The sequence below is a fragment of the Curtobacterium sp. VKM Ac-2889 genome (assembly GCF_015350855.1).
In the GTDB taxonomy this organism is placed as follows: domain Bacteria; phylum Actinomycetota; class Actinomycetes; order Actinomycetales; family Microbacteriaceae; genus Curtobacterium; species Curtobacterium poinsettiae.
In genome coordinates this window covers 176,029-201,447 of sequence record NZ_JADKSC010000005.1, presented here as the reverse complement: position 1 = coordinate 201,447, position 25,419 = coordinate 176,029, and the positions used below count along the sequence as shown (strand labels likewise).

Annotated in this window: 24 protein-coding genes; 12 read left to right on the top strand and 12 right to left on the bottom strand. The window is 73.0% G+C overall.

All coding sequences use genetic code 11. The features are described from left to right. The 6 genes from ITJ50_RS16085 to ybaK all read right to left on the bottom strand — a co-directional run bounded on the left by ITJ50_RS16085 (position 1) and on the right by ybaK (position 7,877). Positions 1-702 (bottom strand): HIT family protein, encoded by a 702-nt coding sequence (locus ITJ50_RS16085; RefSeq protein WP_228500334.1) that lies wholly within the window; start codon positions 700-702, stop codon positions 1-3. Then, positions 702-2,723: a threonine--tRNA ligase gene (gene thrS / locus ITJ50_RS16080; protein WP_194590925.1), complete on the bottom strand. Its 2,022-nt coding sequence runs from the start codon at positions 2,721-2,723 to the stop codon at positions 702-704. The genes ITJ50_RS16085 and thrS overlap by 1 nt, the downstream gene beginning before the upstream one ends. Positions 2,724-2,817: 94 nt before the next feature. Further along, positions 2,818-3,360 (bottom strand): adenine phosphoribosyltransferase, encoded by a 543-nt coding sequence (locus tag ITJ50_RS16075; protein WP_017887364.1) that lies wholly within the window; start codon positions 3,358-3,360, stop codon positions 2,818-2,820. 262 nt (positions 3,361-3,622) lie between these two features. Next, positions 3,623-3,856, bottom strand: coding sequence for a hypothetical protein (locus ITJ50_RS16070; protein ID WP_140448051.1), 234 nt, complete (start codon positions 3,854-3,856; stop codon positions 3,623-3,625). Between the two features lie 829 nt (positions 3,857-4,685). Beyond that, the gene (locus tag ITJ50_RS16065; protein ID WP_194590924.1) at positions 4,686-7,295 is read right to left on the bottom strand and encodes an ATP-dependent Clp protease ATP-binding subunit; all 2,610 of its coding nucleotides are present in this window, start codon (positions 7,293-7,295) and stop codon (positions 4,686-4,688) included. Positions 7,296-7,391: 96 nt separating this feature from the next. Beyond that, positions 7,392-7,877 carry a Cys-tRNA(Pro) deacylase gene (ybaK, locus tag ITJ50_RS16060; protein ID WP_194590923.1) on the bottom strand — a complete coding sequence of 162 codons (486 nt, stop codon included), beginning with the start codon at positions 7,875-7,877 and terminating at the stop codon, positions 7,392-7,394. A gap of 66 nt (positions 7,878-7,943) precedes the next feature. On the opposite strand from ybaK, the gene ITJ50_RS16055 reads away from it, so the two are divergent. Both ITJ50_RS16055 and ITJ50_RS16050 read left to right on the top strand, forming a co-directional pair. Continuing rightward, positions 7,944-8,237, top strand: coding sequence for a DUF6412 domain-containing protein (locus tag ITJ50_RS16055; protein WP_194590922.1), 294 nt, complete (start codon positions 7,944-7,946; stop codon positions 8,235-8,237). A 61-nt stretch (positions 8,238-8,298) separates the two neighbouring features. Continuing rightward, entirely contained in the window at positions 8,299-9,036 is a 738-nt protein-coding gene (locus ITJ50_RS16050) for a YidC/Oxa1 family membrane protein insertase (protein ID WP_194590921.1), read from the top strand. Here the strand turns inward: ITJ50_RS16050 and ITJ50_RS16045 are convergent. Next, positions 9,033-9,248 (bottom strand): hypothetical protein, encoded by a 216-nt coding sequence (locus ITJ50_RS16045; RefSeq protein WP_017887371.1) that lies wholly within the window; start codon positions 9,246-9,248, stop codon positions 9,033-9,035. The two genes, ITJ50_RS16050 and ITJ50_RS16045, sit on opposite strands and share 4 nt — an antisense overlap. A gap of 372 nt (positions 9,249-9,620) precedes the next feature. Here ITJ50_RS16045 and ITJ50_RS16040 point away from each other — a divergent pair, with 372 nt between their 5' ends. Beyond that, on the top strand, positions 9,621-10,244 hold the full coding sequence (locus tag ITJ50_RS16040) for a hypothetical protein (protein ID WP_194590920.1): 624 nt from the start codon (positions 9,621-9,623) through the stop codon (positions 10,242-10,244). A gap of 229 nt (positions 10,245-10,473) precedes the next feature. Beyond that, complete coding sequence (locus ITJ50_RS16035) at positions 10,474-11,841, top strand: MFS transporter (RefSeq protein ID WP_194590919.1); 1,368 nt, start codon at positions 10,474-10,476, stop codon at positions 11,839-11,841. A gap of 199 nt (positions 11,842-12,040) precedes the next feature. Here the strand turns inward: ITJ50_RS16035 and ITJ50_RS16030 are convergent, their stop codons facing one another. Next, positions 12,041-14,128: an MSCRAMM family protein gene (locus ITJ50_RS16030; RefSeq protein ID WP_194590918.1), complete on the bottom strand. Its 2,088-nt coding sequence runs from the start codon at positions 14,126-14,128 to the stop codon at positions 12,041-12,043. 208 nt (positions 14,129-14,336) lie between these two features. After that, complete coding sequence (locus ITJ50_RS16025) at positions 14,337-14,801, bottom strand: NUDIX domain-containing protein (protein WP_194590917.1); 465 nt, start codon at positions 14,799-14,801, stop codon at positions 14,337-14,339. Positions 14,802-14,977: 176 nt separating this feature from the next. Between ITJ50_RS16025 and ITJ50_RS16020 the strand changes: the two genes are divergently transcribed. After that, positions 14,978-15,847, top strand: coding sequence for a universal stress protein (locus ITJ50_RS16020; protein WP_017887375.1), 870 nt, complete (start codon positions 14,978-14,980; stop codon positions 15,845-15,847). Here the strand turns inward: ITJ50_RS16020 and ITJ50_RS16015 are convergent. The 3 genes from ITJ50_RS16015 to ITJ50_RS16005 all read right to left on the bottom strand — a co-directional run bounded on the left by ITJ50_RS16015 (position 15,804) and on the right by ITJ50_RS16005 (position 18,331). Then, positions 15,804-16,760: an SGNH/GDSL hydrolase family protein gene (locus ITJ50_RS16015; protein WP_194590916.1), complete on the bottom strand. Its 957-nt coding sequence runs from the start codon at positions 16,758-16,760 to the stop codon at positions 15,804-15,806. The two genes, ITJ50_RS16020 and ITJ50_RS16015, sit on opposite strands and share 44 nt — an antisense overlap. Positions 16,761-16,940: 180 nt before the next feature. After that, positions 16,941-17,297, bottom strand: coding sequence for a PRC-barrel domain-containing protein (locus tag ITJ50_RS16010; protein ID WP_017887377.1), 357 nt, complete (start codon positions 17,295-17,297; stop codon positions 16,941-16,943). Between the two features lie 50 nt (positions 17,298-17,347). Continuing rightward, positions 17,348-18,331, bottom strand: a complete 984-nt coding sequence (locus ITJ50_RS16005) for a glycosyltransferase family 9 protein (RefSeq protein ID WP_194590915.1) — start codon at positions 18,329-18,331, stop codon at positions 17,348-17,350. Positions 18,332-18,431: 100 nt separating this feature from the next. Between ITJ50_RS16005 and ITJ50_RS16000 the strand changes: the two genes are divergently transcribed. The 7 genes from ITJ50_RS16000 (at position 18,432) to ITJ50_RS15970 (ending at position 25,301) form a co-directional block, all read left to right on the top strand. Beyond that, positions 18,432-18,989, top strand: coding sequence for a D-glycero-alpha-D-manno-heptose-1,7-bisphosphate 7-phosphatase (locus tag ITJ50_RS16000; RefSeq protein ID WP_017887379.1), 558 nt, complete (start codon positions 18,432-18,434; stop codon positions 18,987-18,989). Further along, a complete protein-coding gene (locus ITJ50_RS15995; RefSeq protein ID WP_194590914.1) occupies positions 18,986-20,065 on the top strand; it encodes a glycosyltransferase family 9 protein in 1,080 nt (359 codons plus the stop codon). Before ITJ50_RS16000 ends, ITJ50_RS15995 begins: the two co-directional genes overlap by 4 nt. Before the next feature lie 86 nt (positions 20,066-20,151). Further along, on the top strand, positions 20,152-21,153 hold the full coding sequence (locus ITJ50_RS15990) for a glycosyltransferase (RefSeq protein WP_071250741.1): 1,002 nt from the start codon (positions 20,152-20,154) through the stop codon (positions 21,151-21,153). Continuing rightward, the gene (locus ITJ50_RS15985) at positions 21,150-22,478 is read left to right on the top strand and encodes a glycosyltransferase (protein WP_194590913.1); all 1,329 of its coding nucleotides are present in this window, start codon (positions 21,150-21,152) and stop codon (positions 22,476-22,478) included. Before ITJ50_RS15990 ends, ITJ50_RS15985 begins: the two co-directional genes overlap by 4 nt. Further along, positions 22,475-23,098: a D-sedoheptulose-7-phosphate isomerase gene (locus ITJ50_RS15980; RefSeq protein WP_017887382.1), complete on the top strand. Its 624-nt coding sequence runs from the start codon at positions 22,475-22,477 to the stop codon at positions 23,096-23,098. The genes ITJ50_RS15985 and ITJ50_RS15980 overlap by 4 nt, the downstream gene beginning before the upstream one ends. Next, on the top strand, positions 23,095-24,534 hold the full coding sequence (locus ITJ50_RS15975) for a PfkB family carbohydrate kinase (protein WP_228500336.1): 1,440 nt from the start codon (positions 23,095-23,097) through the stop codon (positions 24,532-24,534). The genes ITJ50_RS15980 and ITJ50_RS15975 overlap by 4 nt, the downstream gene beginning before the upstream one ends. Before the next feature lie 62 nt (positions 24,535-24,596). Further along, positions 24,597-25,301, top strand: a complete 705-nt coding sequence (locus tag ITJ50_RS15970) for an SDR family oxidoreductase (protein WP_159556278.1) — start codon at positions 24,597-24,599, stop codon at positions 25,299-25,301. Positions 25,302-25,419 lie beyond the last annotated feature (118 nt).

Sequence of the window (25,419 nt, the reverse complement as noted above, 5' to 3'; positions counted from 1 at the left end):
CTAGTGCGCCCCGGGCCACCCGTCGGCGACGAGTCGACGGGTCTCGCCGAGCATCTGCGACATCGACTTCGTCCGGGCGATGATCGGGAAGAAGTTCGCGTCGGACTGCCACCGCGGAACGATGTGCTGGTGCAGGTGTGCGGCCACCCCGGCGCCGGCGACCTCGCCCTGGTTCATGCCGATGTTGAAGCCGTCGCAGTGCGAGACCTCGCGCAGGACCCGCATCGCGGTCTGGGTCAGCTCGCCGATCTCGCGCAGTTCGTCCGGCGTCGCCTCGTCGTAGAGCGGGACGTGCCGATACGGGCAGACCAGCAGGTGCCCGTTGTTGTACGGGAACAGGTTGAGCAGCACGTAGGCGTGCTCACCCCGGGCGACGATCAGGGCGTCCTCGTCGGACTTCCGTGGTGCTTCGCAGAACGGGCAGTCGTCGTCGTGCCCGCGACCCCGGCCCTCGCGGCCGGCGTCGATGTACGCCATCCGGTGCGGGTTCCACAGCCGCTGGAAGGCGTCAGGGACGGCCGCGCCGGTCGCGGCGTCCCGGATGACGAGCGGATCGTCGTCGGACCCGGAACCTGCGGCACCGGAACCCGCGGCACCGGACCCGAGCGGGCCCGAGGAGCCGGCCACGTCGTCGACGTGACCGGTCCCCGCGAGGCGATCCGGGCCTCCCGGCAGATCCGACTGGTCCCGCTGGTCCGTCATCAGACCTGCGAGCGCTCGCGGATCGCGGTGAGGATGCGGTCCACGGCCTCGTCGACGGGCACCGCGTTGTCCTGGCGACCGTCGCGGAAGCGGAAGCTGACGGCGCCGGCGTCGCGGTCGTCGCCACCGGCGATGAGCTGGAACGGCACCTTCGCCTTGGTGTGCGTGCGGATCTTCTTCTGCATGCGGTCGTCCGAGTGGTCGACCTCGGCGCGGACGCCGTGCGTGCGGAGCTTCGCGATGACCTCGTCGAGGTAGTCGCCGTACTCGGCCGCGACCGGGATGCCGACGACCTGGACGGGCGACAACCACGCCGGGAACGCACCCGCGTAGTGCTCGGTGAGGACACCGAAGAAGCGCTCGATCGAACCGAACAGCGCGCGGTGGATCATCACCGGACGCTGGCGCGAGCCGTCGGCGGCGGTGTAGTCGATGCCGAACCGCTCGGGCAGGTTGAAGTCCAGCTGCACGGTCGACATCTGCCAGGTGCGACCGATGGCGTCACGCGCCTGCACGGAGATCTTCGGGCCGTAGAACGCCGCACCCGCCGGGTCCGGCACGAGCTCGAGCCCGGACTCCTCGGCGACCTGGCGCAGGGTCTCCGTCGCGACGTCCCAGACCTCGTCGTCACCGACGTACTTCTCCGGGTCCTTCGTGGAGAGCTCGAGGTAGAAGTCGTCGAGGCCGTAGTCGCGCAGGAGCGAGAGCACGAACGCGAGGGTCGTGGTCAGCTCCTCCTTCATCTTCTCCTGCGTGGTGAAGATGTGCGCGTCGTCCTGGGTCAGGCCGCGCACGCGGGTGAGGCCGTGGATGACGCCGGACTTCTCGTTGCGGTACACCGTGCCGAACTCGAACATCCGGAGCGGCAGGTCGCGGTAGGAGCGGGGCTGCGACCGGTACGCCAGGATGTGCATCGGGCAGTTCATCGGCTTGAGGTAGTAGTCGGCGCCCTGGCGGGTGACGTTGCCGTCCTCGTCGTGTGCCTCGTCCATGTGCATGGCCGGGAACATGCCGTCCTTGTACCAGCCGAGGTGCCCGGAGGTCTCGAACAGGTCGCCCTTGGTGATGTGGGGCGTGTAGACGAACGAGTAGCCGTTCTCCTCGTGCCGACGGCGCGAGTAGTCCTCCATCTCGCGACGGATGATGCCGCCCTTCGGGTGGAAGATCGCCAGGCCGGAACCGATCTCGTCGGGGAACGAGAACAGGTCGAGTTCGGCGCCGAGCTTGCGGTGGTCACGCTTGGCGGCTTCCTCGAGGCGCACCAGGTACGCCTTGAGCTGGTCCTTGTCGGGCCAGGCGGTGCCGTAGATGCGCTGCAGCTGCGGGTTCTTCTCGGAGCCACGCCAGTAGGCAGCGGCGACGCGCATGAGCTTCGCGGCGTTGCCGATCCAACGGGTGTGCGGGACGTGCGGGCCGCGGCAGAGGTCCTGCCACAGCACCTCGCCCGACTTCGGGTCGACGTTCTCGTACACCGTCAGCTCGCCGGCACCGACCTCGACGCTCTCGCCGGAGTCGCCGTCGCTCGCTGCGCCCTTGAGGCCGATGAGCTCCTGCTTGTACGGCTCCCCCGCCATCAGCTCGCGTGCCTGCTCGTCGGTGACGACGACGCGACGGAAGCGCTGGGCCTGCTTGACGATGCGGTCCATGCCCTTCTCGATCGCCTTGAGGTCTTCGGGGGTGAACGGCTCGGCGACGTCGAAGTCGTAGTAGAAGCCGTCGGTGACGGGCGGACCGATGCCGAGCTTCGCGTCCGGGTTGATCTGCTGCACGGCCTGCGCCAGCACGTGGGCGGCCGAGTGGCGGAGGATGTCGAGCCCGTCCTGCTCCTGCAGGGTGACGGGCTCGGCCGTCTCGCCCGCCTGCACGTCCGCCGCGAGGTCCTTCAGGACGCCGTCGACGCGGATGGCGACGATGCCGCGCGCACCGTCGAAGAGCTCGGTGCCGGTCGTGGTCGTCGTCGCGGTCCGGGGCTCGGGTGCCTGGGGAAGCTCGGCGGGCGCGGGTGCGACTGACTCGGTCACGATGATGGGACTCCTCGATCGAAATGGTGCGTCAAGACTAGTGCGAGACGTGCTCGCGTGCGGACGGCCGCGGGCGTTGCTCGGTCGTCGGCGCTCAGGCCGGGACGGCGCCGAGCGTCGCGACGGGCAGCCGCGGCTCGAGGCGCTCGCGTCCGTTCAGGCCGTCGAGCTCGAGCAGCGCTGCGAAGCCGATCGCCTGGTAGCCGGCGCGCTCGAGCAGCGTGATGGTCGCGGCTCCGGTCCCCCCGGTGGCCAGGACGTCGTCGACGACGAGCACCCGCGTGCCTGCGGGCAGCTGACCCGGTCGCAGTTCGAGTTCGGCCTCGCCGTACTCGAGCGCGTACTGCTCGCTCAGGACCTCGCCGGGGAGCTTGCCCGCCTTGCGCACCGTGAGCACACCGACCTGGTGCTGGGCGGCGATGCCCCCGGCCAGTGCGAAGCCACGGGCCTCGATGCCGGCGACGGCGTCGAAGCCGGCCCCGACCGCGAACGGTGCCGCGAGTGCTTCACACACCCGACCGAAGGCGACGGCGTCCGAGAACACCGGCGTCACGTCGCGGAACAGCACCCCCGGCTTCGGGAAGTCCGGCACGAGGGCGGTGAGGCGTTCGACGAGTGCAGCTGCGGTTTCGGTCACCCGCCAACGGTACGGGAGGCCCGGGCTGCGTCCGACACGTCGGCGCACGGTGCGAGGCTGGTCGCCTCGTGCGGGCCCCACCGTTCGCTGCACCGTGCGGGTTCCGTCGGACGGTTCACCGAAGGTGGCTCGGTGCGAGGTTGTTTCCTCGCACCGAGCCGTTCAGGCCGCACGGGCTCCGGAAGGACGCACCGTGCGTGCGTGACGCCGACGACAGTGCTGGCGACAGTGCCGACGACAGTGCTGGCGACAGCGCCTGCGGTCAGCGCCACATCCGCATCGCGGCGCCCTGGGTGATCCAGTCGGTCTCGCGCTGTCGGCGTTCCCGCTCGAGGCGGGCCAGCGTGGCGAGGTCGATCTCGGGCCGCTCCTTGCGGGTGCGTCGGCTCCAGATGATGAGCGACATCCCGACGCGGAGTGCGATGCGGTCGGCGAGTGAGACCCGGCGGCGCACCGCGCGGGTATCGGGTGGACGGGTGGTGGTCTTCGTGGACACGGTGATCCCCTTCAGGGCATGGCAGAGCTGCCCGGGTGCCGGGCATGACGAAACCGCCCGGATCGCGGGCAGCGAGAATTGAATGCGTGAGAATGCACTCCGGGATGGTCCGGAAATGTTCGGACAACGATCGCGGAATGCGCGTCGACACCGAGAGCGTCGCACTGCCCACCGACATTCTTCCGGCGTCGTCCGTACAGATCGGACGGGACGCATCGACGTGCCGTCGAGCCGTTCGGTGGACGAACGAATCGGTGCTGCACGAGCCAGAGCGGCTCAGCGCAGGGTGCCCGGAGGCACAGATGTCAGGAGAGTGGGACGCTCCGGGTCAGCGGACGCGGGACGGGGAACCGACGCGTCCACGGATTCCGCGGAACGGAGTGGTCGTTGCGATCATCATGGTCGGCCCCCTTTCGGTCTCGAGCTGGTGGAGTCGTCCGGGCCGAATGTTCGACCCTTCGCGACGAGTGAACACTATCGGCACCGCAAATCGGAGCGCAACCCCTTTGTCGGAAAACGTCTGGAATTGCATTCCCGAACAGACCGATCACGGTGCGAGGTTCGTGTTCTCGCGCCGACTCGCCAGCTGCGTGCAGAGTTCCCGTCGTGCACCGGAGACGGGCCTGCCGGCTGCACCGTGCGCTGTCTGCGGACCGGTGGCAGCCTGCGTGCTCGGTGCGGGATCGCAGGCCTGCACGGTGCGGGCAACCTCGCACCGTGTGAGGGAGCACGTACGGAGCACGCACGGAGCACGCACGGAGCACGCACGGTGCACGCCGGAGGCCCGGTACCGAATCGGTACCGGGCCTCCGGCGTGCGTGCGAGCGGACTAGACCGCGGCGTGCTCCGCGACGCTCGCCGTCAGGGAGTCGCCCTCGACGTCGATCCGCACGGTGTCGCCCGCGGTGACCCCGCCCTCGACCACCAGGGTCGCGATGCGGTCGTCGACCTCGCGCTGGATGAGCCGACGGAGCGGGCGCGCGCCGTACTCCGGCTCGTACCCGTGCTCGGCCAGCCAGGCGACCGCGGCGTCGGACACCGACAGGACCATGTCCTGTGCGACCAGCCGGAGCGCCGTGTCCTGCAGCAGCAGGGACACGATCGACGCGATCTGGGACCGGTCGAGCTTGCGGAACAGCACGATCTCGTCGATGCGGTTGATGAACTCGGGCCGCATGACCTCGCGCAGCTTGCCCATGACGCGGGCCCGCAGGTCGTCCTCGGTGAAGCCGTCCGTGGCACCGACCGGGGAGAACCCGAGCGCTCCCGAGCGGGAGGCCAGGAACTCCGAGCCGATGTTCGACGTCATGATGACGACGGTGTTCCGGAAGTCGACCGTCCGCCCCTGCCCGTCGGTGAGCCGGCCGTCGTCGAGCACCTGCAGCAGCAGGTTGAAGACGTCCGGGTGGGCCTTCTCGACCTCGTCGAGCAGGATCACCGAGTACGGGTTGCGACGGACACGCTCGGTGAGCTGGCCGGCCTCGTCGTGGCCGACGTACCCGGGAGGGGCACCGACCAGGCGCGACACGGTGTGGCGTTCGCCGAACTCGCTCATGTCGAAGCGGAGCATGGCGGACTCGTCACCGAACAGCGACGACGCCAGGGCCTTCGCGAGTTCGGTCTTGCCGACGCCGGTCGGTCCGAGGAACAGGAAGCTGCCCACCGGACGACGCGGGTCGCCCATGCCGGTCCGGCTGCGCCGAACCGCCTTGGCGATCGCCCGCACGGCGTCGTCCTGGCCGACGACGCGGTCGTGCAGCTCGGACTCGAGCGCGGCGAGCCGCGTCTTGTCGGCCGAGCCGAGTCGGGTCACCGGGATCCCGGTGGCACGGGACACCACGGCGGCGATGTCGGCTTCCGTGATCGACGTGTCCGCGGATTCCGGACGGGAGGTCTGGCTGGCGTCCGCCGACGAGGCGGCGGTGATCCGGGCCTCCAGTCCGACGATCTCGTCACGCAGGTCGGACGCTTCCTCGTAGTGCTCCTCGGCGACCGCGCGGTCCTTGCGGGCGGTCAGGTCGGCGACCTGGGCCCGCAGTGCCTCGACGTCGACGTCGCCCGACAGGGCGAGGCGGCGGCGTGCACCGGCCTGGTCGACGAGGTCGATGGCCTTGTCCGGCAGGTGCCGGTCGGTCACGTAGCGGTGCGAGAGCTCGACCGCGGCGCGGAGTGCCTCGGGCGTGTAGGCCACGCCGTGGTGCTCCTCGTAGCGCGGGGCGAGGCCGGTCAGGATCGCGACGGCGTCCTCGACGTTCGGCTCCCCCACCGTGACGGGTTGGAACCGACGTTCGAGCGCGGCGTCCTTCTCGATCCGGCGGTACTCGTCGAGCGTCGTCGCGCCGACCAGGTGCAGGTCGCCGCGGGCGAGCCGGGGCTTGAGGATGTTGCCGGCGTCCATCGAGCCGCCCTCGCCGCCGCCACCGGCGCCGACGACGGTGTGGAGTTCGTCGACGAAGACGATGAGCTCGTCGGCGTGCGCCGCGATCTCGTCCATCGCCGTGGTGAGGCGCTCCTCGAAGTCGCCGCGGTAGCGGGTGCCGGAGAGCATGCCGGGCAGGTCGAGCGCGACGACCCGCTTGCCCTGCAGCAGGGCGGGGACGTCGCCGTCGACGATGCGCTGGGCGAGGCCCTCGACGATCGCGGTCTTGCCGACGCCGGGCGCACCGATCAGCACCGGGTTGTTCTTGGTGCGGCGGAGCAGGATCTCGACGGTCTGCTCGATCTCGTCGGCGCGGCCGATCACCGGGTCGACGTGCCCGTCACGGGCGCGCTCGGTCAGGTCGGTGCCGAATTGGTCGAGCGTCGGGGTGTCGCTGTCGGAACCGGACTCGGCCGTTCCGGTCGTCGCAGCGGTTCCTGGCATGGGGTGCCCCTCTCGTGCTGCTGCCGCGGCCTGCTGGGCGTAGTCCTGCATGACCTGCGGGGTGATCCCGGCGCTGGCGAGCAGCTGGCCGGTCACGGTCTCCTGGTCCATCACGAGCGCGAAGAAGACGTGCTCGGGGTCGGTGTAGGTGCTGCCGAAGCCCCGCGCGGCCTGCGTCGCCTCGACGAGGATGCGCTGGGCGGTGCCGGTCAGCGCCGGGCGGCCGGGCTGCTCGGCGAGCGGCTCGTGCGCCATCGGCAGGCGCTGCTCGATCTCCTCGGCGAGTCGCTGGGGATCGACCCCGGCGGAACGCACGACGGCGTCGAACGGTTCGGTGCGGACGAGCACGTGCAGGATGTGCTGTGCGTCGATCTCGCGCTGCCCCTGCGCGACCGCGAACTCGGCGGTGTGCTGGAGCAGCTCGTGGGTCCGGCGGCTGAGCAGCCGGGTGATGTCGACCGGTCGACCGAACGCGCGGACGCGCTGCTGGTCACCGGTGCGCTGTGCCGCGAGCAGGCGGGCGAGGAACTCGTCGAACGAGTCATTGCTACCGGTCGGGCCGAACGTCTCTGGCAAAGGGACCTCCTGGGGAACTTGAGTGCCTTCGGCTCAATGCAACGCAGGAGGGCCCGGGTCATTCCCGGGTGCCGAAAAAACTTGCGGCGACTCGACTCAGGTCCGCGCGATGGGTGCGGCGACCGCCTCGGTGATCCGTGCGAGGTCGGTCGGCGCCACCTCGACGTCGAAGCCGCGACGTCCGCCGGACACGAAGATGCTCGCGTACGACAGTGCTGACTCGTCGAGCACGGTGCGGAGCCGGGTCTTCTGGCCGACCGGACTGATGCCGCCGACCACGTAGCCCGTGCGCTTCTCGGCGAGGGCGGGATCGGCCAACGTCGCCTTCTTGCCCCCGACCGCCGCGGCGATGGCCTTGAGGTCGAGCCGGTTCGCTACCGGCACGATCGCCACCGCCAGTGCGCCGTCGACCGAGACGACCAGGGTCTTGAAGACCTGCTCCTCGCGGAGGCCGAGGGCGGCGGCAGCCTCTTCGCCGAAGTTGGTGGCGCTCTCGAGGTGCTCGTACACGTGCGGCGTGTACGGGACCCCGGCCGCCTCGAGCGCGACGGTCGCTGGGGTGCTCGGCGAACCTGCGGTCATGCCGTGATCCTCCCCCGCCGCACCTTCCGGTCCTCGACGGCACGCGGGCGTTACGCTGAACGGACCATGACCGCCGTCCTGCTCGTGCTCCGCGCCACCGCCGCGCTGGTGCTCGGTGACCCCGCCGCGGGGGTCCTGCCCCTGCTGGCGGTGGCGGCGCTCGGACTGACCGCGGTCGCCGTGACCGTGGTGGTCGCGCGCCTGCTCGTCGCGGTGCTGGCGGCCGTCATCGGCGTCGGATCGACGTCGATGTCCGATCCGACCGCCGTGCCCGACCTGGTCACCCGCATCGGGTGGAGCCACCCCGACGCCGACGGACACGTCCGCTCGCGGGCACCGGGGGTCGCGACCCCGGCCTGACCACCGACCGGTGGCCGGGCCGCACGCGCACCCCGCTGACCCACCACCGATCGGAACCGTCATGGACCTGTCCACCCTGCCCCTCGTCGGCCCGCTGCTGCACGGCGGCGCGGACCTCGTCGCCGCGCTCACCGCGGCGCTGTCCCCCGTCGCCGGCTCGTTCGCCGCGGCGATCGCCGTCGTGCTCCTCACCCTCGCCTCCCGCCTGGTGCTCGTGCCGCTGTCCGTGCTGCAGGTGCGGGCCGAACGGGACCGCCGGCGTCTCGCGCCACAGCTCGCGGCGCTCCGGGAGCGGTACGGCCGCGACACCCAGCGCCTGCAGCGGGCGATGCAGCAGCTCTACACCGACGAGAAGGTCTCGCCGCTGGCCGGCTGCCTGCCGGTCCTCGCGCAGGCACCCGTGGTGTCGCTCGTCTACGCCCTGTTCACGCACGCCTCGATCGGCGGCACCGCGAACGCCCTGCTGGACGCCACCTTCGTCGGGGTCCCGCTCGGGCACTCCCTGATCGTCACGCTCACGTCGCCGCTGTGGGTGCACGCCTGGGTGGTGCTGGTGTTGTTGGCGGTGCTCGCGGTCGTCGTCGAACTGAGCCGCCGGTCGAACCTGCACTGGAACCCGGTGGCGGCGCCGGAGCCCGGCACGCCCGGGGCCGCCGCGACGGTCGCCGTCGGCCGGTACGTGCCGTTCGTCACGGTCGTGTTCGCGGCGATCGCACCGCTCGCCGCCGCGCTCTACGTCGTGACGAGTGCGGCCTGGACGTACGGGGAACGCGCCGTACTGCGCCGGGTGGTCCGCTAGCCGCCCTGGCCCTCCTGCTGCGGACCCTGGTCGACCGGGTCGTACTCGGTGCCGCGACCCTGTTCCTCGTCGGCGGTCGGCACGTGGCGTTCCGTGCCGGTCCCGCCGGGGCTGGTCGCCACGTAGTCGGCCTCGCCGGACTGGGTGTCGTGGCTCAGCGGCTCGAGGGTCTCGGCGTCGGCGTCGTGCTGCGGCGTGGGGTCGGTGCTCATGCACCACGCCTACTCCCTCGTTCTGGGTGCGCGCGCACGGCCGGGCGGTGCCACGATGGACCTGTCCACGCGACCGGCAGAGCGGGAGTGCGCATGGCCCACGACGACGTGGCAGCGGAACGGGCACGGCTCGAAGCCGTCGCCTGGGGAGCAGGGTCGAGCCCGGCGGACGCGGCGCGCGCCCGGATCGCGCTGCAGGACCTGGAGCGCGGACAGCGACCGCGCAGGCGCCCGGTCGCGACGGCACGGGATCCACTGCCGGGAGGCCCGGGACCGGCCCGCACGTCGGCCCCGTCCGCAGCGCGGTCGGGTCCAGGGCCCGTGGCCGGGCCAGTGCCGGCTTCTGTACCCGCGCCCGCCGGCGCTGCGGCCGTGCCCGCTGCAGCCGACGCGCCGGAGCCGACCGACGGCGGTGGGGGCGACCACGTCGACGAGGCGCGGGGTGACGGCGGAGGCGAGCCAGGCCTCCAGGCCGTGCCGACCGCTCGCACCCGGTGGCGTCGGTGGCTGTGGACGGAGCGACGACGCGCCTGGATCGCGGGCGGCGCGGCGGCGGCGGTGGGCGTGGCGTTCGCGGCCGGGACGCTCGTCGGGACCTCGCAGCCCGACGTCGCAGCCGCGCCGAGCGTCACGCCGACGCCGGGGACGGTGACGCTCGAGCAGCTGCTCGACGTGCCGCAGACGTACGCCGACCAGCTGCCGGGGCCGGTCGCGGCGCCCGTGAGCCTGCACACGACGCGACTGGTCTTCACGAACCGGGCGCTCGACGGCGGGACCGCCGAGACCCCATGGAACGTCTGGGCCGGCATCGGGACGGACCGGTCGACGATCTGCCTGGTGGCGACGGCGGACCGCATCGAGTCGTCGACGGCGTGCTTCCCGCGGCAGGCGGCGTTGCACGGTTCAGTGTCGATGTCGGCGCAGTCCAGGAGCGGCACGTTGACGATCGAGCTGCGCGGGGGCGGGGTCCAGGGTCGGGTGACGAACGAGTACTGAGCGAGCGGTCGGGAGCTGAGTGTTTCGTTGGAGCGCTCCGACAAATGTGCTGGATGCCCTCGCGAGAGACGTTCCATCGTGCAACACTGGGTGAGCGCACTCGTCGTGGAGTCGTACCCACATCATCCACATCCGCCAGCGAGCGCGCCCCGCAGACCCTCCAGGTCACCGCCGTCAGAACGATCGGCACCGTCGCGCGCTCCACCGTGCCTCGGAGGAGGTCAGCAGCGTGTCCACCAACACCACCACCTCGGCCGTGTCGACCCACACGCGGCCGATCACCGTCACCAGCCAGTCGATCGTCGGCATCGCCGTCCTCGGACTGGCCACGTTCTTCGCCATCACCACCGAGCTCATGCCCGTCGGGCTGCTCGGCACGATGAGCGCCGACCTCGGCGTCAGCGAGGCCACCATGGGCATCGTCATCACCGTGTACGCCGCCGCCGTCGCGATCCTCGCGCTGCCGCTCACCGCGTTCACCGCGAAGCTGCCGCGCAAGACCGTGCTCGTCGCCACGCTCGTCGGCTACACCGTGTCGAACCTGATGGTCGCGCTCGCCCCGTCCTTCGCCGTGGTGTGCGCCGGACGCGTCGTCGGCGGCATCGCGCACGCGCTGTTCTTCTCGGTCGCCTCGGCGTACGCCACCCGGATCGTGCCGCCGCGGCTGGCCGGCCGCGCGATCGCGTTCGTGTACTCCGGCAGCTCGCTCGGGTTCGTGCTCGGCGTGCCCCTCGCGACCTGGGTCGCGCAGCACATCGGCTGGCGCCAGGCCGTGTTCTCCGTCGGGGTCGCCGCAGCGGCACTCGCGATCGTCGCCCTGCTGTTCCTGCCCGCCGTCCGCGGCGCCTCGTCGCCGCACATCGGATCGCCGAAGGCCTGGGCACGCACCGGGCTGCTGTCCGTCGTGATCGCCGACATGCTGCTCTTCGCCGGGCACTACGTCGTCTACACCTACATCGGGCCGTACGCGATCGACGCCGGGCTCGATGCCGGCATGGTGAGCGGGGCGCTGCTCGTGCTCGGTGGCACCGGTGTCGTCGGGCTCTGGCTGGCCGGCATGTTCGTGGACCGTGCGCCCCGGCAGACCCTGATCGCCTCGGTCGCCGTGATGTCCGTGGCCTTCGCGACGATGCCGTTCGTGCACGGCTCCCTGATCGGGACGATGGTCGTCGCGGGCGTCTGGATGGCCGCGAACGGCACCACGGGCACGCTCTTCATGGCCGCGGCGATCCGCGCCGGAGGCGTCTCCCCCGACATCGCCGGCGCACTGGTGAACGGCGCGTCGAACATCGGTATCGCCGGTGGTGCGGCGTTCGGCGGGCAGGCGCTCGGGATCGTCGGGCTGCAGTACCTGCCGTTCGCCGGCGCCGCGGTGCTGGTCGGGGCGCTCGGGGTCGTCGTGCTGGCTCGGCGTGGGTTCCCGGTGCACTCGCACGCGCAGGAGCACCTGTCGACCTCGTCCATCGAGGCCATCACGTCGTCGCTCGCGGTCGTCACCACGTCGGTGCCGGTCGTCGGGCGGGCGATCCAGACGGTGACGGGGTCGATCGGCGTCGTCACCGGGTCGGTGCAGCGGCAGCGGACGCGGACCCGGTAGCGCTGGCGGGTCGTCCGGCCGGTGGGTCGGCGGGGTGGTCGGTGGCCGAGTGGTCACGACATGCCGTTGGTGGGGCGTCGGGGGTGCTTGAACTGTCGTCTGGCGGGTCGGCGGGCGACGGTTTGTGACCCCTCGGCGGACGCCGGCGGCGTGTTGTGCGGCCACCGCCACCGCCACCGCCACTGCGCCCGCCGCGCGGTCAGTCCTGCAAGTGGTCCGTGCGGCGGCGGTTGCGCACCGCGCGGTAGGTCAGCAGGGCCGCCCCGATCAGCACGAGCACCCCGGCGGCGATGAGACCCGGGCCGAGGTCCGCGCCCGTGTACGCCAGCGGTCCACCGTCCCCCGCGTCGCCCTGGCCCGAGACCGGTGCGGAGCCAGAGCCCGAGCCGGCAGCGGGGCCGGTCGGAGCCGCCGAGGGAGAGCCACTCGGCGACGGCGACGGCGACGGAGCGGGAGCCGGCGCCGGACCGGCCGCTGCCCGCACCACGAACGCCAGCGGCGTCGCGGCCCCGGACTCCGGGGTGACGACGGTCGCCGCCTCGGCCCCCTCGACGTCGACCGAGACGACGTACTCGGTCGTGGGCTCCAGGCCGGTCAGGTCGAAAGCACCGTCGTCGTCCGTGACGACCGACACAGGATCGCCGGACTGCGTGTCCGTCGGAGCCGCGACGACCTCGACGTCCGGAACGGGCTCGCCGTTTGTGTCAACGACCGTGCCGGGTTGGTCGGTCGTGACCTCGGCTGCGGTTGCTGCGGAGGCGAACGGCAGGTCGGACGAAGCACGCTCGCCGGCGACGGCCGTCACACCGGTGTTCGAGGTCGCCCCGGTCGCCCCCGGCTCGGGACGTTCGGTCCGGACGGTGTACGTGCCCGCCGCGGTGGCGAAGACGTAGCGACCGTCGGCATCGGTCTCCGTCGATGCGACCACGGCGCCCGTGCCGTCGACGAGCTCGACCACCGCGCCGGCGGGCACGGATGCACCGTCGAGCGAGACCGCACCCGCTACCGTCGCGACGACGGCGGCCGGCACATCGATCTCGTCGGGGACTGCCGGTGCCGCGTCGACGTCGCCGGTCGTGATGGTCACGGGCGGCTCGTCGGCGACGGACACGTCGAGGTCGGTGTCCGCCGGCAGGTCCGAGCCGGTGTAGACGCCGTCGCTGTTCGTCGTGGTGTCGACGAGGACGTCCCCGGAGTCCGGGTCGGTGATGACGACCTCGAGGTTCGAGACCGGTCGGCCGTCCTCGTCGACCACGGTGCCGATGACCGACACGGTGTCCTCCGGCGACGTGAACGCGAAGTCGGCCTGCTGGTCCACGCCGCCCGGCGAGCCTGCCTGGGCGAGGGAGACCCTGGTCGGCTGGTCCGGGCCCTCGGCGCCGTCCGGCGGGGTGATCTCGACGCGGTAGTTCGCGATGACCGGCAGCTGCGGGAACGCGTAGGTGCCGTCGGGGTCGGTGGTCGTCGTGGAGACGGTGCCGCGCGGAGCGGTGACGCGGACGATCGCCCCGGGGATGGGGGCGCCGTCGAGGGTCGCCGTGCCGGTGATCGCGGCGGTGCGGTTGGCGAACCAGGTCTGGTACAAGGGGAACCCGCTGCGCTGCTGGTACGTGATCGTCACGCTGGTGAGTGACACGGTCGGCGTGAACCAGGCCGTGGCACCGGCGGTGTCGACCGCGCCGGTGTTGCCCCTCAGGGTCCGGGTGGCCGGGTCCCAGGTGGGCCGGTCCTGGCCGGTCGTGCCGTCGGGGTCGGCGGTGCACGACGGCCCTCCGGCGACGGCGGCCGAGCACGAGTTGTAGGAGCTCACGTAGCCGAGCTGCTCCGCGGTCGCGGCGCCACCCCCGGAGACGGTGGCCGAGATGGTCGCCCAGTCGGCGTCGACGTCGCCGAGCACGAACGACCAGCTCTGGGCACCCGGCGTCGGCTCGGCGAACGTGTAGGTGGTCGTCGATGCCCCGGTCGTGGGCGAGTCGACGTTCGGCCGCTGGTTCATGTAGGTCGTGCCGCGGCTCGTCCCGTAGACCGCGCCCGACGGGGTCGACGCCGACTGCCAGGTCGATGCCCCGCTGACGACGGTCGACTGCCGGGAGTCCGACGTGAAGGTCGTCTCCGGGAACCCATCGAGCGTCATCGTGCCGGTGTAGGCCCGGCTCGCTCCGCTGAGGGTGAAGGTCCCCCAGTTGCCGACCGGCTCCGCCGACGCACTGGTCGCGCCGCCGATCGCGAGTCCTGCTCCGAGTGCGAGGGCCGTCAGCCCTGCCGTGACCGCGCGCCAGCGCCGCATGTGTGCTCCCCCGCTGTGGCGCCGGAGAACCCGACACCCCCTCAGACTATCCAGCGGGCGCGGCTCGTGTCCGGGGCACGACACAAGCAAGAAGGTCCCGCCGAGTGGTCACGACATGCCGCGCGCCGATCGTCGAGTGGCCGAGAAGTGTCGGCTGGAGGCCCGCCGGACGACGGTTCGTGACCCCTCGACGAACACGAACGGTGCGTCAAGAGCCCAGCGCCACCAGGGCGTCGAGCGCCGGCACCTGCCCGGCCACCACGAGCTCCCGCGCCTGGTCGACACCGACCCACCGCGCGTCGTCCACCTCGGGCACCTCGACGAACCGCCCCGACCCGCGCGGCAGTTCGAGCCGCACGGTGTTGCTCCGCACGGTGTCGACCGAGAACCCCGACGCCGCGGCCGCGAAGACGCGCACGCGCTTGCCGGATGCCTGCCGGAACTCCCCCAGGTCGGTCAGGTCTGCGGCGCCCACCGGTGCGGGCACGCCGATCTCCTCGGCGAACTCTCGCAACGCGGTCACGTCGGGCTGCTCACTGACCTCGACCAGGCCCTTCGGGATCGACCAGGCACGCGGCCGGTTCCGCCAGAACGGCCCACCCATGTGGGCGAGGAAGACCTCGGGCCCGGACGGACCGGTCCGGTGCAGCAACAGTCCGGCGCTCACGACCACGGCCCGAGACTACGCAAGGACCTGCCGGGAGGCCCGGGTCACCGCCGCCGCGCCGCGCACCACCCGGCGTGGCCGGGCCCACCGCCGGTTCCCCGGCCCGCGCCGGGAGTACCGTGTGGCGCACGGAGCGCCGTGTGACGCCCCCGGAGGACCTGCGATGGAGGAGGCCGATCGGGATGGACGAACGATGGACGACGGTGACGCTGGCCGCGGACGCCGCGATGCCGCACGACGAGGCCCTGCGGTGGATCGTGTCGCGTGCGGGCAACGGCATCGAGCGGATCCGGATCATCGGTGCGGACCCGGCGATCGAGGGACCCCGACCGGTCGCCGACCGTCTGGCCGAGGCCGCCCGCGCCGCCCTGCCCGGGGTCACCGTCGAGGTGCACCGGCACGCGGGGCCGTTCGCCACCGCCCTGGTCGAGGAGTCGGACGGGGGCGACCTCCTGGTCATCGGCACGTTCCGGAGCCGGCGGGGTTCGACCGCCGGTGGCGACCCGGCACGCGTGGCGGTCCGGGCCGCCGTGCCGACGGTGATCGTCCCCGAGGGGCCGCACCCGATCGACGGCGACGTGGTGCTGGCCGTCGAGGAACCGAACGACGAACGCGCCGTCTCGATCGCCGTCGGCGAGGCCGTCCGGCTGCACCGCCGACTGACGCTGCTGCGGGCGTGGGAGATGCCCGTGCTGACCAGGACCGGGCTCACCGACTTCGCCGAGGACCCCCTGCGGTGGCGCGCCCGGAACGCCGAACTGCTGCAGCGGGTCACCGAGGACCTGACCGCGCGGTTCCCGGCGGTGCGGATCCGGCCGCTGCTCGTCGAGGGACACCCGGGGCACGCAATCGCATCGCGCACCCGGCGGGCGTCGCTCGTGGTGCTCGGACGGGGGCACGTGCGGGTGCTGTCCGGCGCACTGCTGCACGACGTGGTGCGTGAGACGGCCGCACCGGTCTGCGTCGTCCCGCCGGCCGCGCACCCGGACAGCGCGGTGCCGGAAGGGGTCAGCCGGCGAGTTCCCGGATCGCGTCGGCCATCTGGTCGGTGAGGTAGGCGACACCGCGGCCGTTCGGGTGCAGGGCGCCGGCCTGCAGGTCGATGCGTCGCAGGTCGCTCGAGCCGGTCAGGCTGACGCCCGCGACGTACCGCTCGTCCGCCGGGGCGCAGGCCGAGTGGGCCTCGGTGCGGTCGAGGACGTCGACGAACCGGACTCCGGCGGCGTCCGCGGCGGAAGCGGAAACGGTGTCGAGCTCCTCCTGCACGCCGTGCAGGTACGCGACGTCGTCGTCGGTGAAGGGGAAGGTGTCCGACGGGAAGGACCCGGCGAGGGTGCCGAGGTCGAGCGCCGAGCGGAAGCAGCCCTTCGCCGGGGTGTGCTCGGTGTCCGGGAAGATCGCCGGGTACCCGAGGAACACCACGACGGCGTTCGGTGCGGCCCGTTTCACTGCTGCCAGGGTGTCGGCGATCCCGAGCGCGACCCGGGACTGGATCTTGGCGCTGAGTTGGTCCTCACCGTCCTGCACGAGCGTGCTCTCGCACGACGGCGCGTCACGTCCGGAGAACACCGGGCCGTCGGCCGAGATCGCCAGGCACGACGCGGCGGTGCCGAACAGGTCGGCGTCGTTGCCGCCGATCGTCAGGGTCACGAGCCGGGTGCGCGACGACAGTGACTCGATCTGCGGTGGGACGCCGTTGAACTGGTGCCCGGTCGTGACGTCCTCGCTCGTGGCGCCGGCGCACGTGACGTCGGTCAGGTCGAGGCCGAACCGTGCCGCGAGCCGGTGCGGGTAGTCACGGGCCGACTGCACGCACGCGCTCGTGGGCAGTCGGGTGCGATCGCCGAGCCCGTACCCGGCGGAGTACGAGTCACCGAGCGCGACGTACTCGCTGCCCGGCGGCAGGTCGGCGAGCGATTCGGCGGGGTCGTCCGGCACCGGGTAGGGCTGTGGGACGGGCCACATCGGGGCAGCCGAGGCGGGCTGCACCGAACCCGGAGCCGCGACCCCTGCCACCACCAGCCCGACGGCGGCCACCGCTGCCAGGGCGGCGAGCAGGGTCGTACGGGCGGTGCGGAGCAGTTGCGGCCTCCGGGCGGGTGCGGCGGATCGGTCGGTCGGGTCGGGCGGTGGCGCGGGACGGTGTCAGCGGCGTCCGAGTCGGCGTTCGCCACCGCTGCCGGTGCGGTACTCCAGCCCGTAGTGCTGGAACAGCACCGGCTCGTTGGCGGCGTCGAGTTCCCCGTCGGTCGGGATCGACGGTGCGTCCTTGACGAGCTTCTTCGGGAACGCCACGCGCAGGTGCTTCGGGGCGACGGTCGCGCCGAACAGCGGGACGAAGACGAGCTTGTGGAACCCGACCATGCCGGTGGTCAGGGCACCGAACGCCGGCTCGGACGTGGCGGTGTCGTAGTAGATGCTCTCGAGCGTGCCGACCTTGTCGTCGGCCTCGTCGACGACGGGCAGACCGATCCAGTCACGGATGTTCGCGGCTTCGAACACGAAGGACTCCCTCCGAGCAACCGGCAGGTCCGGGTGGCTCTCGGTCGACGCTACCGCTCGGTCGCCTGAGCGGTCACCTGGAGCCGGTCGACTGCGCCGAGCACGTCGTCCGCGGTGACGGCGAGGATGGCCGGGTCCGGGTCCTCGGCGAAGACGTCGCCGCGGCGCACCGAGGCGTCGGTGAGCACGATGTGCGGGCCGGTCGCGGGCGGACCCCACGCCTCGGGCGGTGCCGGGCCGAACAGCACCACCGAGGGCACCCCGTACGCGGTCGCCAGGTGCGCAGCACCGGTGTCGACCGTGACGACGAGCCGCGCCGCGGCGATCACCGCGGCGAACGCCTGCAGGTCCAGCGTGCCGGCCAGGACCGCCTCCGGCGCCAGGCCGGCCGCGTCGGCGACGGCACGGGCGCGCACGACGTCGTCCGAGCCTCCTGTCAGGACCACGTCGGCACCGCGCGCCCGGAGCCCGCGCACCACGTCGGCGAAGCGGTCGGTCGGCCAGTGCCGCGCACCGTGGAAGGCCCCCACGTGCACGACGGCCGCGCCGGCGACCACCGGGGGCGCGGCGGGGCGGTCGATGTGCACCTCGGTCGCGTCCGCGGGGATGCCGTGCCACGTGAGCAGGTCCGCCCAGCGGTCGCGCTCGTGCACGCCGTCGGGCCACTCCGGGCCCTCGTAGTCGTGGGTGGGGTCGGCGTGTCCGATCACCCGGCGCGGGCCGAGCGCGGCGACGAGGTCCGAGGACTCCGGGCCGGCGCCGTGCAGGTTGACGGCGACGTCGACGGCTCCGTGTGGCACCCCGATCGGGTGGTCGAGACCGTGCTGGGCCAGGTGCACGTCCACCGCCAGGACGAGTTCGACGACCGGCGCCAGCCACGCCGTGGTGGCCAGGGTGATGCGGTGGTCGGGGAAGGCACGGCGGAGCGCGTGCAGTGCGGGGACGGCGACGAGCAGGTCGCCGAGCTTGATGGCACGGAGGACGAGCAGTTCCGGGCGTCCGTCGGAGTCGGGCAGGCGTTCGAGGGCGGTCACCGCCGTGACGGTAGACCCGCCACGCTGACGGGGCTGCCGGGACCGCGCTCCGTGGCGCTTCCTGGGGCGGTGCCCGGCCGTCGACCGGTAGTCACGGAGCATGCCCCTCGCACCGGACCGCGTCATCCGCGGCCTGCTCCTCGACCGCGACGACACCCTCGTGGTGGACGTCCCGTACAACGCCGACCCGCACCTGGTCGTCCCCGTCCCCGGAGCCCGCCGCGCCGTCGAACGGGCACGCGCCGCCGGGATGCTGCTCGGGGTCGTCACGAACCAGTCGGTGATCGCCAAGGGCATGGCCACCCGCGAGCAGGTCGACGCCACCAACGCCCGGGTCGACGAGCTCGTCGGCCCGTTCGACGTCTGGTGCGTCTGCCCGCACGACGCCGGCGACGACTGCGCCTGCCGGAAGCCCCGGCCCGGGATGGTCCTCGACGCCGCCGACCGGCTCGGCATCCCGCCGGAGTCGATCGTCGTCGTCGGCGACATCGGTGCCGACGTGCAGGCCGCCCGGAACGCCGGTGCGCAGGGCATCCTCGTGCCCACCCCGCGCACCCGCCGCCAGGAAGTGGACGCCGCCGAGACCGTCGCCGCCGACCTGGACGAGGCCGTCACCCTGGTGCTCGAACACGTCGGCAGCGTGGCGGACCGGGCGTGAGCGCCGCTCGACGCGTCCTCGTCGCCCGGCTCGACTCGTTCGGCGACGTCCTGGTCGCCGGGCCCGCGGTCCGCGCGGTCGCCGCCGGGGCCGCGCACGTGACGATGCTGTGCGGACCGCAGGGTGCCCCGGCCGCCGACCTGCTGCCCGGCATCGACCGGGTGCGGGTGTGGGCGGCGCCGTGGGTGACCGAGACCGCACGCCCGATCGACGACACCCTGCTCGCCGGGTTCCGCGCGTTGATCGCCGAGGAACAGCCCGACGAGGCCGTCGTCCTGACGTCCTTCCACCAGTCGCCGCTGCCCCTCGCGCTGCTCCTGCGCCTGGCCGGGGTCCCCCGGGTGTCCGGGGCATCGGTCGACCACCCCGGCTCCCTGCTCGACGTGCGGCTGCGCCCCGGCGAGGACCTGCCCGAGGACCTCCCCGAACCCGAGCGCGCGCTGCGGATCGCCCAGGCGGCCGGGTTCCGGCTGCCGCCGGACGACGACGGGAGGCTCGCGGTGCGGCACGACGCCGTCCTGCCCCCGTCCGTGGCCGGCCTCGACCGCTACGTGGTCGTCCACCCCGGAGCCAGCGTCCCGGCACGGTCGTGGCCGGAGTCGCACCACCGTGCGCTCGTCGCCGCCTACGCCGAGCGCGGCGTCCCCGTCCTCGTCACCGGCTCCCCCGGCGAACGCACGCTCACCGCAGCCGTGGCGGGCGACACCGGCATCGACCTCGGCGGACGCACCACGCCGGCCGAACTCGCCGCCGTGCTGGCCGGAGCCGAGGTCGTCGTGGTCGGGAACACCGGCCCGGCACACCTCGCCGCCGCCGTCGGAGCGCCCATCGTCAGCCTGTTCTCGCCCGTCGTCCCCGCCGTCAAGTGGGCGCCGTACGCACCGCTCGTCGAACTGCTCGGCGACCAGGCCGCACCGTGCCGTCTGAGCCGTGCCCGGGAGTGCCCCGTCCCCGGCCACCCCTGCCTGTCCGGAGTGCGCATCGAGGACGTCCTGGCGGCCCACGAACGGCTGCTCGACCGCGTTTCGCGGACTGATCGGAGAAGTCTGCGGTGCGGCCCAGAAGGCGCTGCGTAGCGTGCGCCACTGCTTCTCCTGCTCCTTCTGCTGCTGCTCCGGCAGCGGCCAGGAGTGACCTGTTCGACCCGACCGGAAGGCCCCGCATGCGGATCCTCGTGTGGCACGTGCACGGCGGCTGGATGGACGCCTTCGTCCGCGGCCAGCACGAGTACCTCATCCCGACCACCCCGGCGCGCGACGCCTGGGGACTCGGCCGCGGCGGGCGCGCCTGGCCGGACTCCGCGATCGAGATCGACCCGGCCGAGGTCGCCGAGGCAGAGGTCGACGTGGTCGTCCTGCAGCGCACCGAGGAGCTCGAGGAAGCCCGCCGCCTGCTCGGTGGCCGCGACGTCCCGATCGTCTTCGTCGAGCACAACGCACCCCGGGTCGACGTGCCGGACAGCCTGCACCCGATGCGCGACCGCGACGACCTGACGATCGCCCACGTGACGCACTGGAACGCCCTGATGTGGGACTGCGGCACCACCCGGACCACCGTCGTCGAGCACGGCGTCGTCGACCCCGGCCCGCTGTACACCGGATCGCTCGAACGGCTCGGCGTCGTCATCAACGAACCCGTCCGGCGCAACCGTGTCGTCGGCACCGACCTGCTCCCCCGCTTCGCCGAGGTCGCCCCGGTCGACGTCTGGGGCATCGGCACCGAACGGCTGCCGGAGCTCGGCTTCGGTGACCGTGTGGTCGCGCGGGGCGACGTCCAGGCCGACCCCATGCACGCGGCCCTGGCCGAACGGCGGGCCTACGTGCACCCGAACCGCTGGACCTCGCTCGGCCTGTCGCTCATCGAGTCGATGCACATGGCCATGCCGGTCCTGGTGCTGGCGACGACGGACGCAGCCCGCACGGTCCCTGGTGAGGCCGGGGCGATCGCGACCGACGTCGAGGAGCTGGTGCGGGCCTCCAGGCTCCTGCTGGAGGACCCGGACGAAGCGCGTCGACGGGGACTCGTGGCGCGGGAGGCCGTGCTCGCACGGCACGCGCTCGGTCGGTTCCTGGCCGACTGGGACGACCTGCTCGACGACGCCGTCGCGCGCGGTGCGCGACGGGACCGTGCGGCGGCAGCCGCGCTCGAAGGGAGCCTCGGATGAAGATCGCCATGGTGTCCGAGCACGCGAGTCCACTCGCCGTGCTCGGCGGTGTCGACGCCGGTGGACAGAACGTCCACGTCGCCGAACTGTCCGCTGCGTTGGCCGACCGCGGCCACCACGTGACCGTCTACACGCGGCGCGACGACGCGTCGCAGCCGGTCCGCGAGCCCCTGCGTCCCGGTGTGGACGTCGTGCACGTCGACGCCGGGCCCGCCCGAGCCGTCCCGAAGGACGAGCTGTTCCCGTTCATGGGGACGTTCGCGTCGGTGCTCGCCGCCGAGTGGTTCCTCGACCGTCCCGACGTGGTGCACGCGCACTTCTGGATGTCGGGCCACGCCGCGCTCGACGCGGTGACCCAGGTGCAGGCGCGGACCGGCGGCGTGCGGATCCCGGTGGTGCAGACCTTCCACGCCCTGGGCGTCGTGAAGCGTCGGCACCAGGGCGCCGCGGACACCAGCCCGACCGAGCGCGAGTGGGTCGAACCCGCCGTCGGGCGCAGCGTCGACCAGGTCGTCGCCACCTGCTCGGACGAGGCGTTCGAACTCAAGACCCTCGGCGTCCCGCTGCACCGCATCTCCGTCGTGCCGTGCGGGGTCGACGTGTCGCTCTTCCGTCCGGACGGCCCCGTCGAGGAGCGCGACCGTCCGCTCCGGGTGCTCACCGCGTCACGACTCGTGCAGCGGAAGGGCGTCGGGACGACGATCGCCGCACTCGCAGCGCTGGTCGAACAGGGCCGTGACGTCGAACTGGTCGTCGTCGGCGGGGCCGGTGTCGCCGGTGCCGACCTGGTGGACGACCCCGAGTACCAGCGCCTCGACGCGCTCGCCCGGTCACTCGGCGTGCGCGACCACGTCACGTTCCGCGGGCAGCTCGGGCAGCAGGACATGCCGCCCGTCTACCGGAGCGCCGACGTCGTCGTCTGCGCCCCCTGGTACGAGCCGTTCGGCATCGTGCCGCTCGAGGCGATGGCCTGCGGCCGCCCCGTGGTCGCGTCGAGCGTCGGTGGGCTCATCGACACCGTCGTCGAGGACGCCACCGGTCTGCACGTGCCGCCGCGCGACGAGCGCGCGGTCGCCGAGGCCGTCGGTGCCCTGCTCGACGACCCCGAGCGCCGTGAGGCGTACGGCCGCGCCGGACGGCAGCGGGCCGAGTCCCGCTACACGTGGCAGAAGGTCGCGGCCGACAGCGAGCGCGTCTACGAGCGGCTGCTCGCCGGCGCGACGTCGTCCGCCAGCACCGCCGTGCCCACCGCCGCCCGCTCGCGTACCACCCACGCCGGCCGGGTCACCCGTGCCGCGCAGCCGACGGAGAGGACCGCACGATGACCATCGACCAGCAGACCGGGGTCGAGGACCGCGCGGTCACCGACAGCGCACGCGTCGTCGTCGACCACGTCGCGGCGTCGGTCCCCGTGATCGCCTCCCTCGTCGACCACAAGGACCACATCGCCGCCTGGGCGGATGACATCGCCGGGCGGCTCGTTGCCGGTCGACGGTTGCTCGCCGCGGGCAACGGCGGCTCGGCTGCCGAGGCCCAGCACCTGACGTCCGAGCTCACCGGCCGGTTCGAGGGCGACCGGCCCGCGTACTCGGCCATCTCGCTGCACGCCGAGACCTCAGCCGTGACGGCGATCGGGAACGACTACGGCTACGACCAGGTCTTCGCACGCCAGGTGTCAGCGCACGCCCGGGCCGGTGACGTCCTCGTCCTGCTGTCGACGAGCGGCAAGAGCCCGAACCTGCTCCGCGCCGCCGAGGCCGCACGGGCCGTCGGCGCGCGGTCACTCGCACTGACCGGATCCGGGCCGAACCCGCTCGCCGACCTGGTCGACGACGCGATCTGCATCGAGGGGCCGTCCGCCAACGTGCAGGAGGCGCAGCTCGTCCTGGTGCACGCGCTGTGCAAGGCGATGGAGCCGGCGCTGCGTCGCGGGGGTCGGCGATGAGCGGGGCCGCTCCAGCCGTCGGCGGTCGGGGTGCCGGCGGTGCCGCTGGCCGTGCCGCCGCCCCGCGGTTCCGCATCGCCGTCGTCGGGGACACCCTGCTCGACGTCGACGTGTCCGGCACGAGCGAGCGGCTGAGCCCGGACGCGCCCGTGCCCGTCGTGGACGTCGCCACCGACGACCGCCGCGCCGGTGGCGCAGGACTCGTCGCGACGATGCTCGCCCGCGACGGCCACGACGTCACCCTGGTCACCGTCCTGAGCGACGACGGTCGTGCCCAGGAGATCCGCGACCTGCTGCCCGACGTCACGATCGTCGCCGGGCCGTCGGGTGTCCCCACCCCCGTGAAGACCCGCGTACGCGTCGTCGACCATGCCCTCGTGCGCATCGACGAGGGCTGCGCGACCCCGCCCGTCCCCGGGGCCACCGAGACGATGACCGCCGCGCTCGACGGTGTCGACGCGATCGTCGTCGCCGACTACGGCCGCGGGGTCGCCGCCGCGCCGGCCCTCCGCGATGCGCTCACCCGTGCGGCCGAGCACCTGCCGGTGGTCTGGGACCCGCACCCCAAGGGCGCAGCCCCCGTCCCCGGCACCACCGTCGCCACCCCCAACGCGGCCGAGGCGCGACGCTTCACCGACGTCGAGGGACACGGTGTGCCCTTCGCGACCGTCGCCGCCGCCCGGCTCGTCGAACAGTGGCAGGCCGGTGCCGTCGCCGTGACGATGGGCGACCGCGGTGCGCTCCTCGCCGACGCCCAGGGCGACAGCCGCTTCCTGCCCGCGCCGTCCGTCAGCGCCGGGGACCCCTGCGGAGCCGGCGACCGGCTCGCCGCGGGCGTCGCCGTCGCACTGGCCTCGGGGGCGGACGTCCCCGACGCGGTCTCCGCCGGTGTGGTCGCCGCGTCCGAGTACCTGGCAGCCGGTGGCGTCACCGCGCTCTTCGCCGATGACGGCCCCGCGCCGCTCGCCGTGCCCGGGGCCGACCGGGACGCGATGCGCCTGGTGCACGACGTCCGGAGTGCCGGTGGCACCGTCGTCGCGACCGGAGGCTGCTTCGACCTGCTGCACGCCGGGCACGCCCGCACCCTGTCGGCCGCCCGTGCACTCGGCGACTGCCTGGTCGTGTGTCTCAACTCGGACTCGTCGGTCCGCGGTCTGAAGGGCCCCGACCGGCCGATCATGAGCCAGGACGACCGGGTCGAGCTGCTCCTGGCGCTCGACTGCGTCGACGCCGTCGTCGTGTTCGACGAGTCGACCCCCGACGAGGCACTGCGCCGCTTCCGCCCGGACGTCTGGGCGAAGGGCGGCGACTACACCGCGAGCGAACTGCCCGAGACGGCGACCCTCGCCGAGTGGGGTGGCCGCGTCGTCACCGTGCCGTTCCACCCGGGCCGGTCGACCACCCGACTCGCCGCCGCGATCGAACGCGTCGGCTGAGCGTCCGCTCGCCGTCCCGCACCTGCTCGACCACTTCCCGCTCCACTACGCAAAGGACATCCATGCCCGTCCCCACCACCCCCATCGGCCGCGTCCTCGTCACCGGCGGCGCCTCCGGACTCGGCGCCGCCGTCGTGGCCGCCGTCACCGAGGCCGGCGGCACCCCGATCGTCCTCGACCTGCGGATCGACGCGGTGCCCGAGGGCGTCGACGCCGTCGCCGTGGACGTCTCGGACACCGAGGCCGTCGAGCAGGCGGTCCGTGACGCCGCCGAGCGCCACGGTGGCCTCGACGCCGTCGTCACCGCCGCGGGCATCGACACCCCCGCCCCGATCGACGCGATCTCCTCCGGCAAGTGGGAGCAGATCGTCGGCGTCAACCTGATCGGCACCGCCTCGACCGTGCGCGCCGCCCTGCCCGCGCTCGAGGTTACGCACGGCCGCGTGGTCACCATCTCGTCGTCGCTCGCCCTGCGCGGCGTCGGCGACGGCACCGCGTACTCGGCGTCGAAGTTCGGCGTCCGCGGGTTCTCGCAGGCGCTGGCCGCCGAGACCGCCGGTCGCATCGGCGTCACCAACATCATCCCCGCCGGGATGCGCACGAACTTCTTCGCCGACCGCACCGAGCAGTACAAGCCCGGTCCGGACGCGCAGCTCATCGAGCCGGAGTACGTCGCGAACTCGATCGTCTTCGCGCTGTCGCAGCCGGCCGGCTGCGAGATCCGCGAGCTGTCGATCATGCCGGCGACGGAGCCGAGCTGGCCGTAGCCGCTCGCCGCTGACGGGCGGGAGGCGCGGTGCCGGCGGTCGCGTGTCCCGAGCACGGTGCACGGTGCGTCACCTGGTGCAGCGTTGACGGCTGGGTGCGCGCTTGCAGCGCCGCACG

Bases quoted from the DNA above. Each gene is read 5' to 3' on its own strand.
- ITJ50_RS15980 (WP_017887382.1), top strand. From the start codon at position 22,475: ATGACCATCGACCAGCAGACCGGGGTCGAGGACCGCGCGGTCACCGAC.
- ITJ50_RS15990 (WP_071250741.1), top strand. From the start codon at position 20,152: ATGCGGATCCTCGTGTGGCACGTGCACGGCGGCTGGATGGACGCCTTC.
- ITJ50_RS15970 (WP_159556278.1), top strand. From the start codon at position 24,597: ATGCCCGTCCCCACCACCCCCATCGGCCGCGTCCTCGTCACCGGCGGC.
- ITJ50_RS16020 (WP_017887375.1), top strand. From the start codon at position 14,978: ATGGACGAACGATGGACGACGGTGACGCTGGCCGCGGACGCCGCGATG.
- ITJ50_RS15985 (WP_194590913.1), top strand. From the start codon at position 21,150: ATGAAGATCGCCATGGTGTCCGAGCACGCGAGTCCACTCGCCGTGCTC.
- ybaK (WP_194590923.1), bottom strand. From the start codon at position 7,877: ATGACCGCAGGTTCGCCGAGCACCCCAGCGACCGTCGCGCTCGAGGCG.
- ITJ50_RS16030 (WP_194590918.1), bottom strand. From the start codon at position 14,128: ATGCGGCGCTGGCGCGCGGTCACGGCAGGGCTGACGGCCCTCGCACTC.
- ITJ50_RS16085 (WP_228500334.1), bottom strand. From the start codon at position 702: ATGACGGACCAGCGGGACCAGTCGGATCTGCCGGGAGGCCCGGATCGC.
- ITJ50_RS16055 (WP_194590922.1), top strand. From the start codon at position 7,944: ATGACCGCCGTCCTGCTCGTGCTCCGCGCCACCGCCGCGCTGGTGCTC.
- ITJ50_RS16015 (WP_194590916.1), bottom strand. From the start codon at position 16,760: ATGTGGCCCGTCCCACAGCCCTACCCGGTGCCGGACGACCCCGCCGAA.
- ITJ50_RS15975 (WP_228500336.1), top strand. From the start codon at position 23,095: ATGAGCGGGGCCGCTCCAGCCGTCGGCGGTCGGGGTGCCGGCGGTGCC.
- ITJ50_RS16050 (WP_194590921.1), top strand. From the start codon at position 8,299: ATGGACCTGTCCACCCTGCCCCTCGTCGGCCCGCTGCTGCACGGCGGC.
- ITJ50_RS16000 (WP_017887379.1), top strand. From the start codon at position 18,432: ATGCCCCTCGCACCGGACCGCGTCATCCGCGGCCTGCTCCTCGACCGC.
- ITJ50_RS16045 (WP_017887371.1), bottom strand. From the start codon at position 9,248: ATGAGCACCGACCCCACGCCGCAGCACGACGCCGACGCCGAGACCCTC.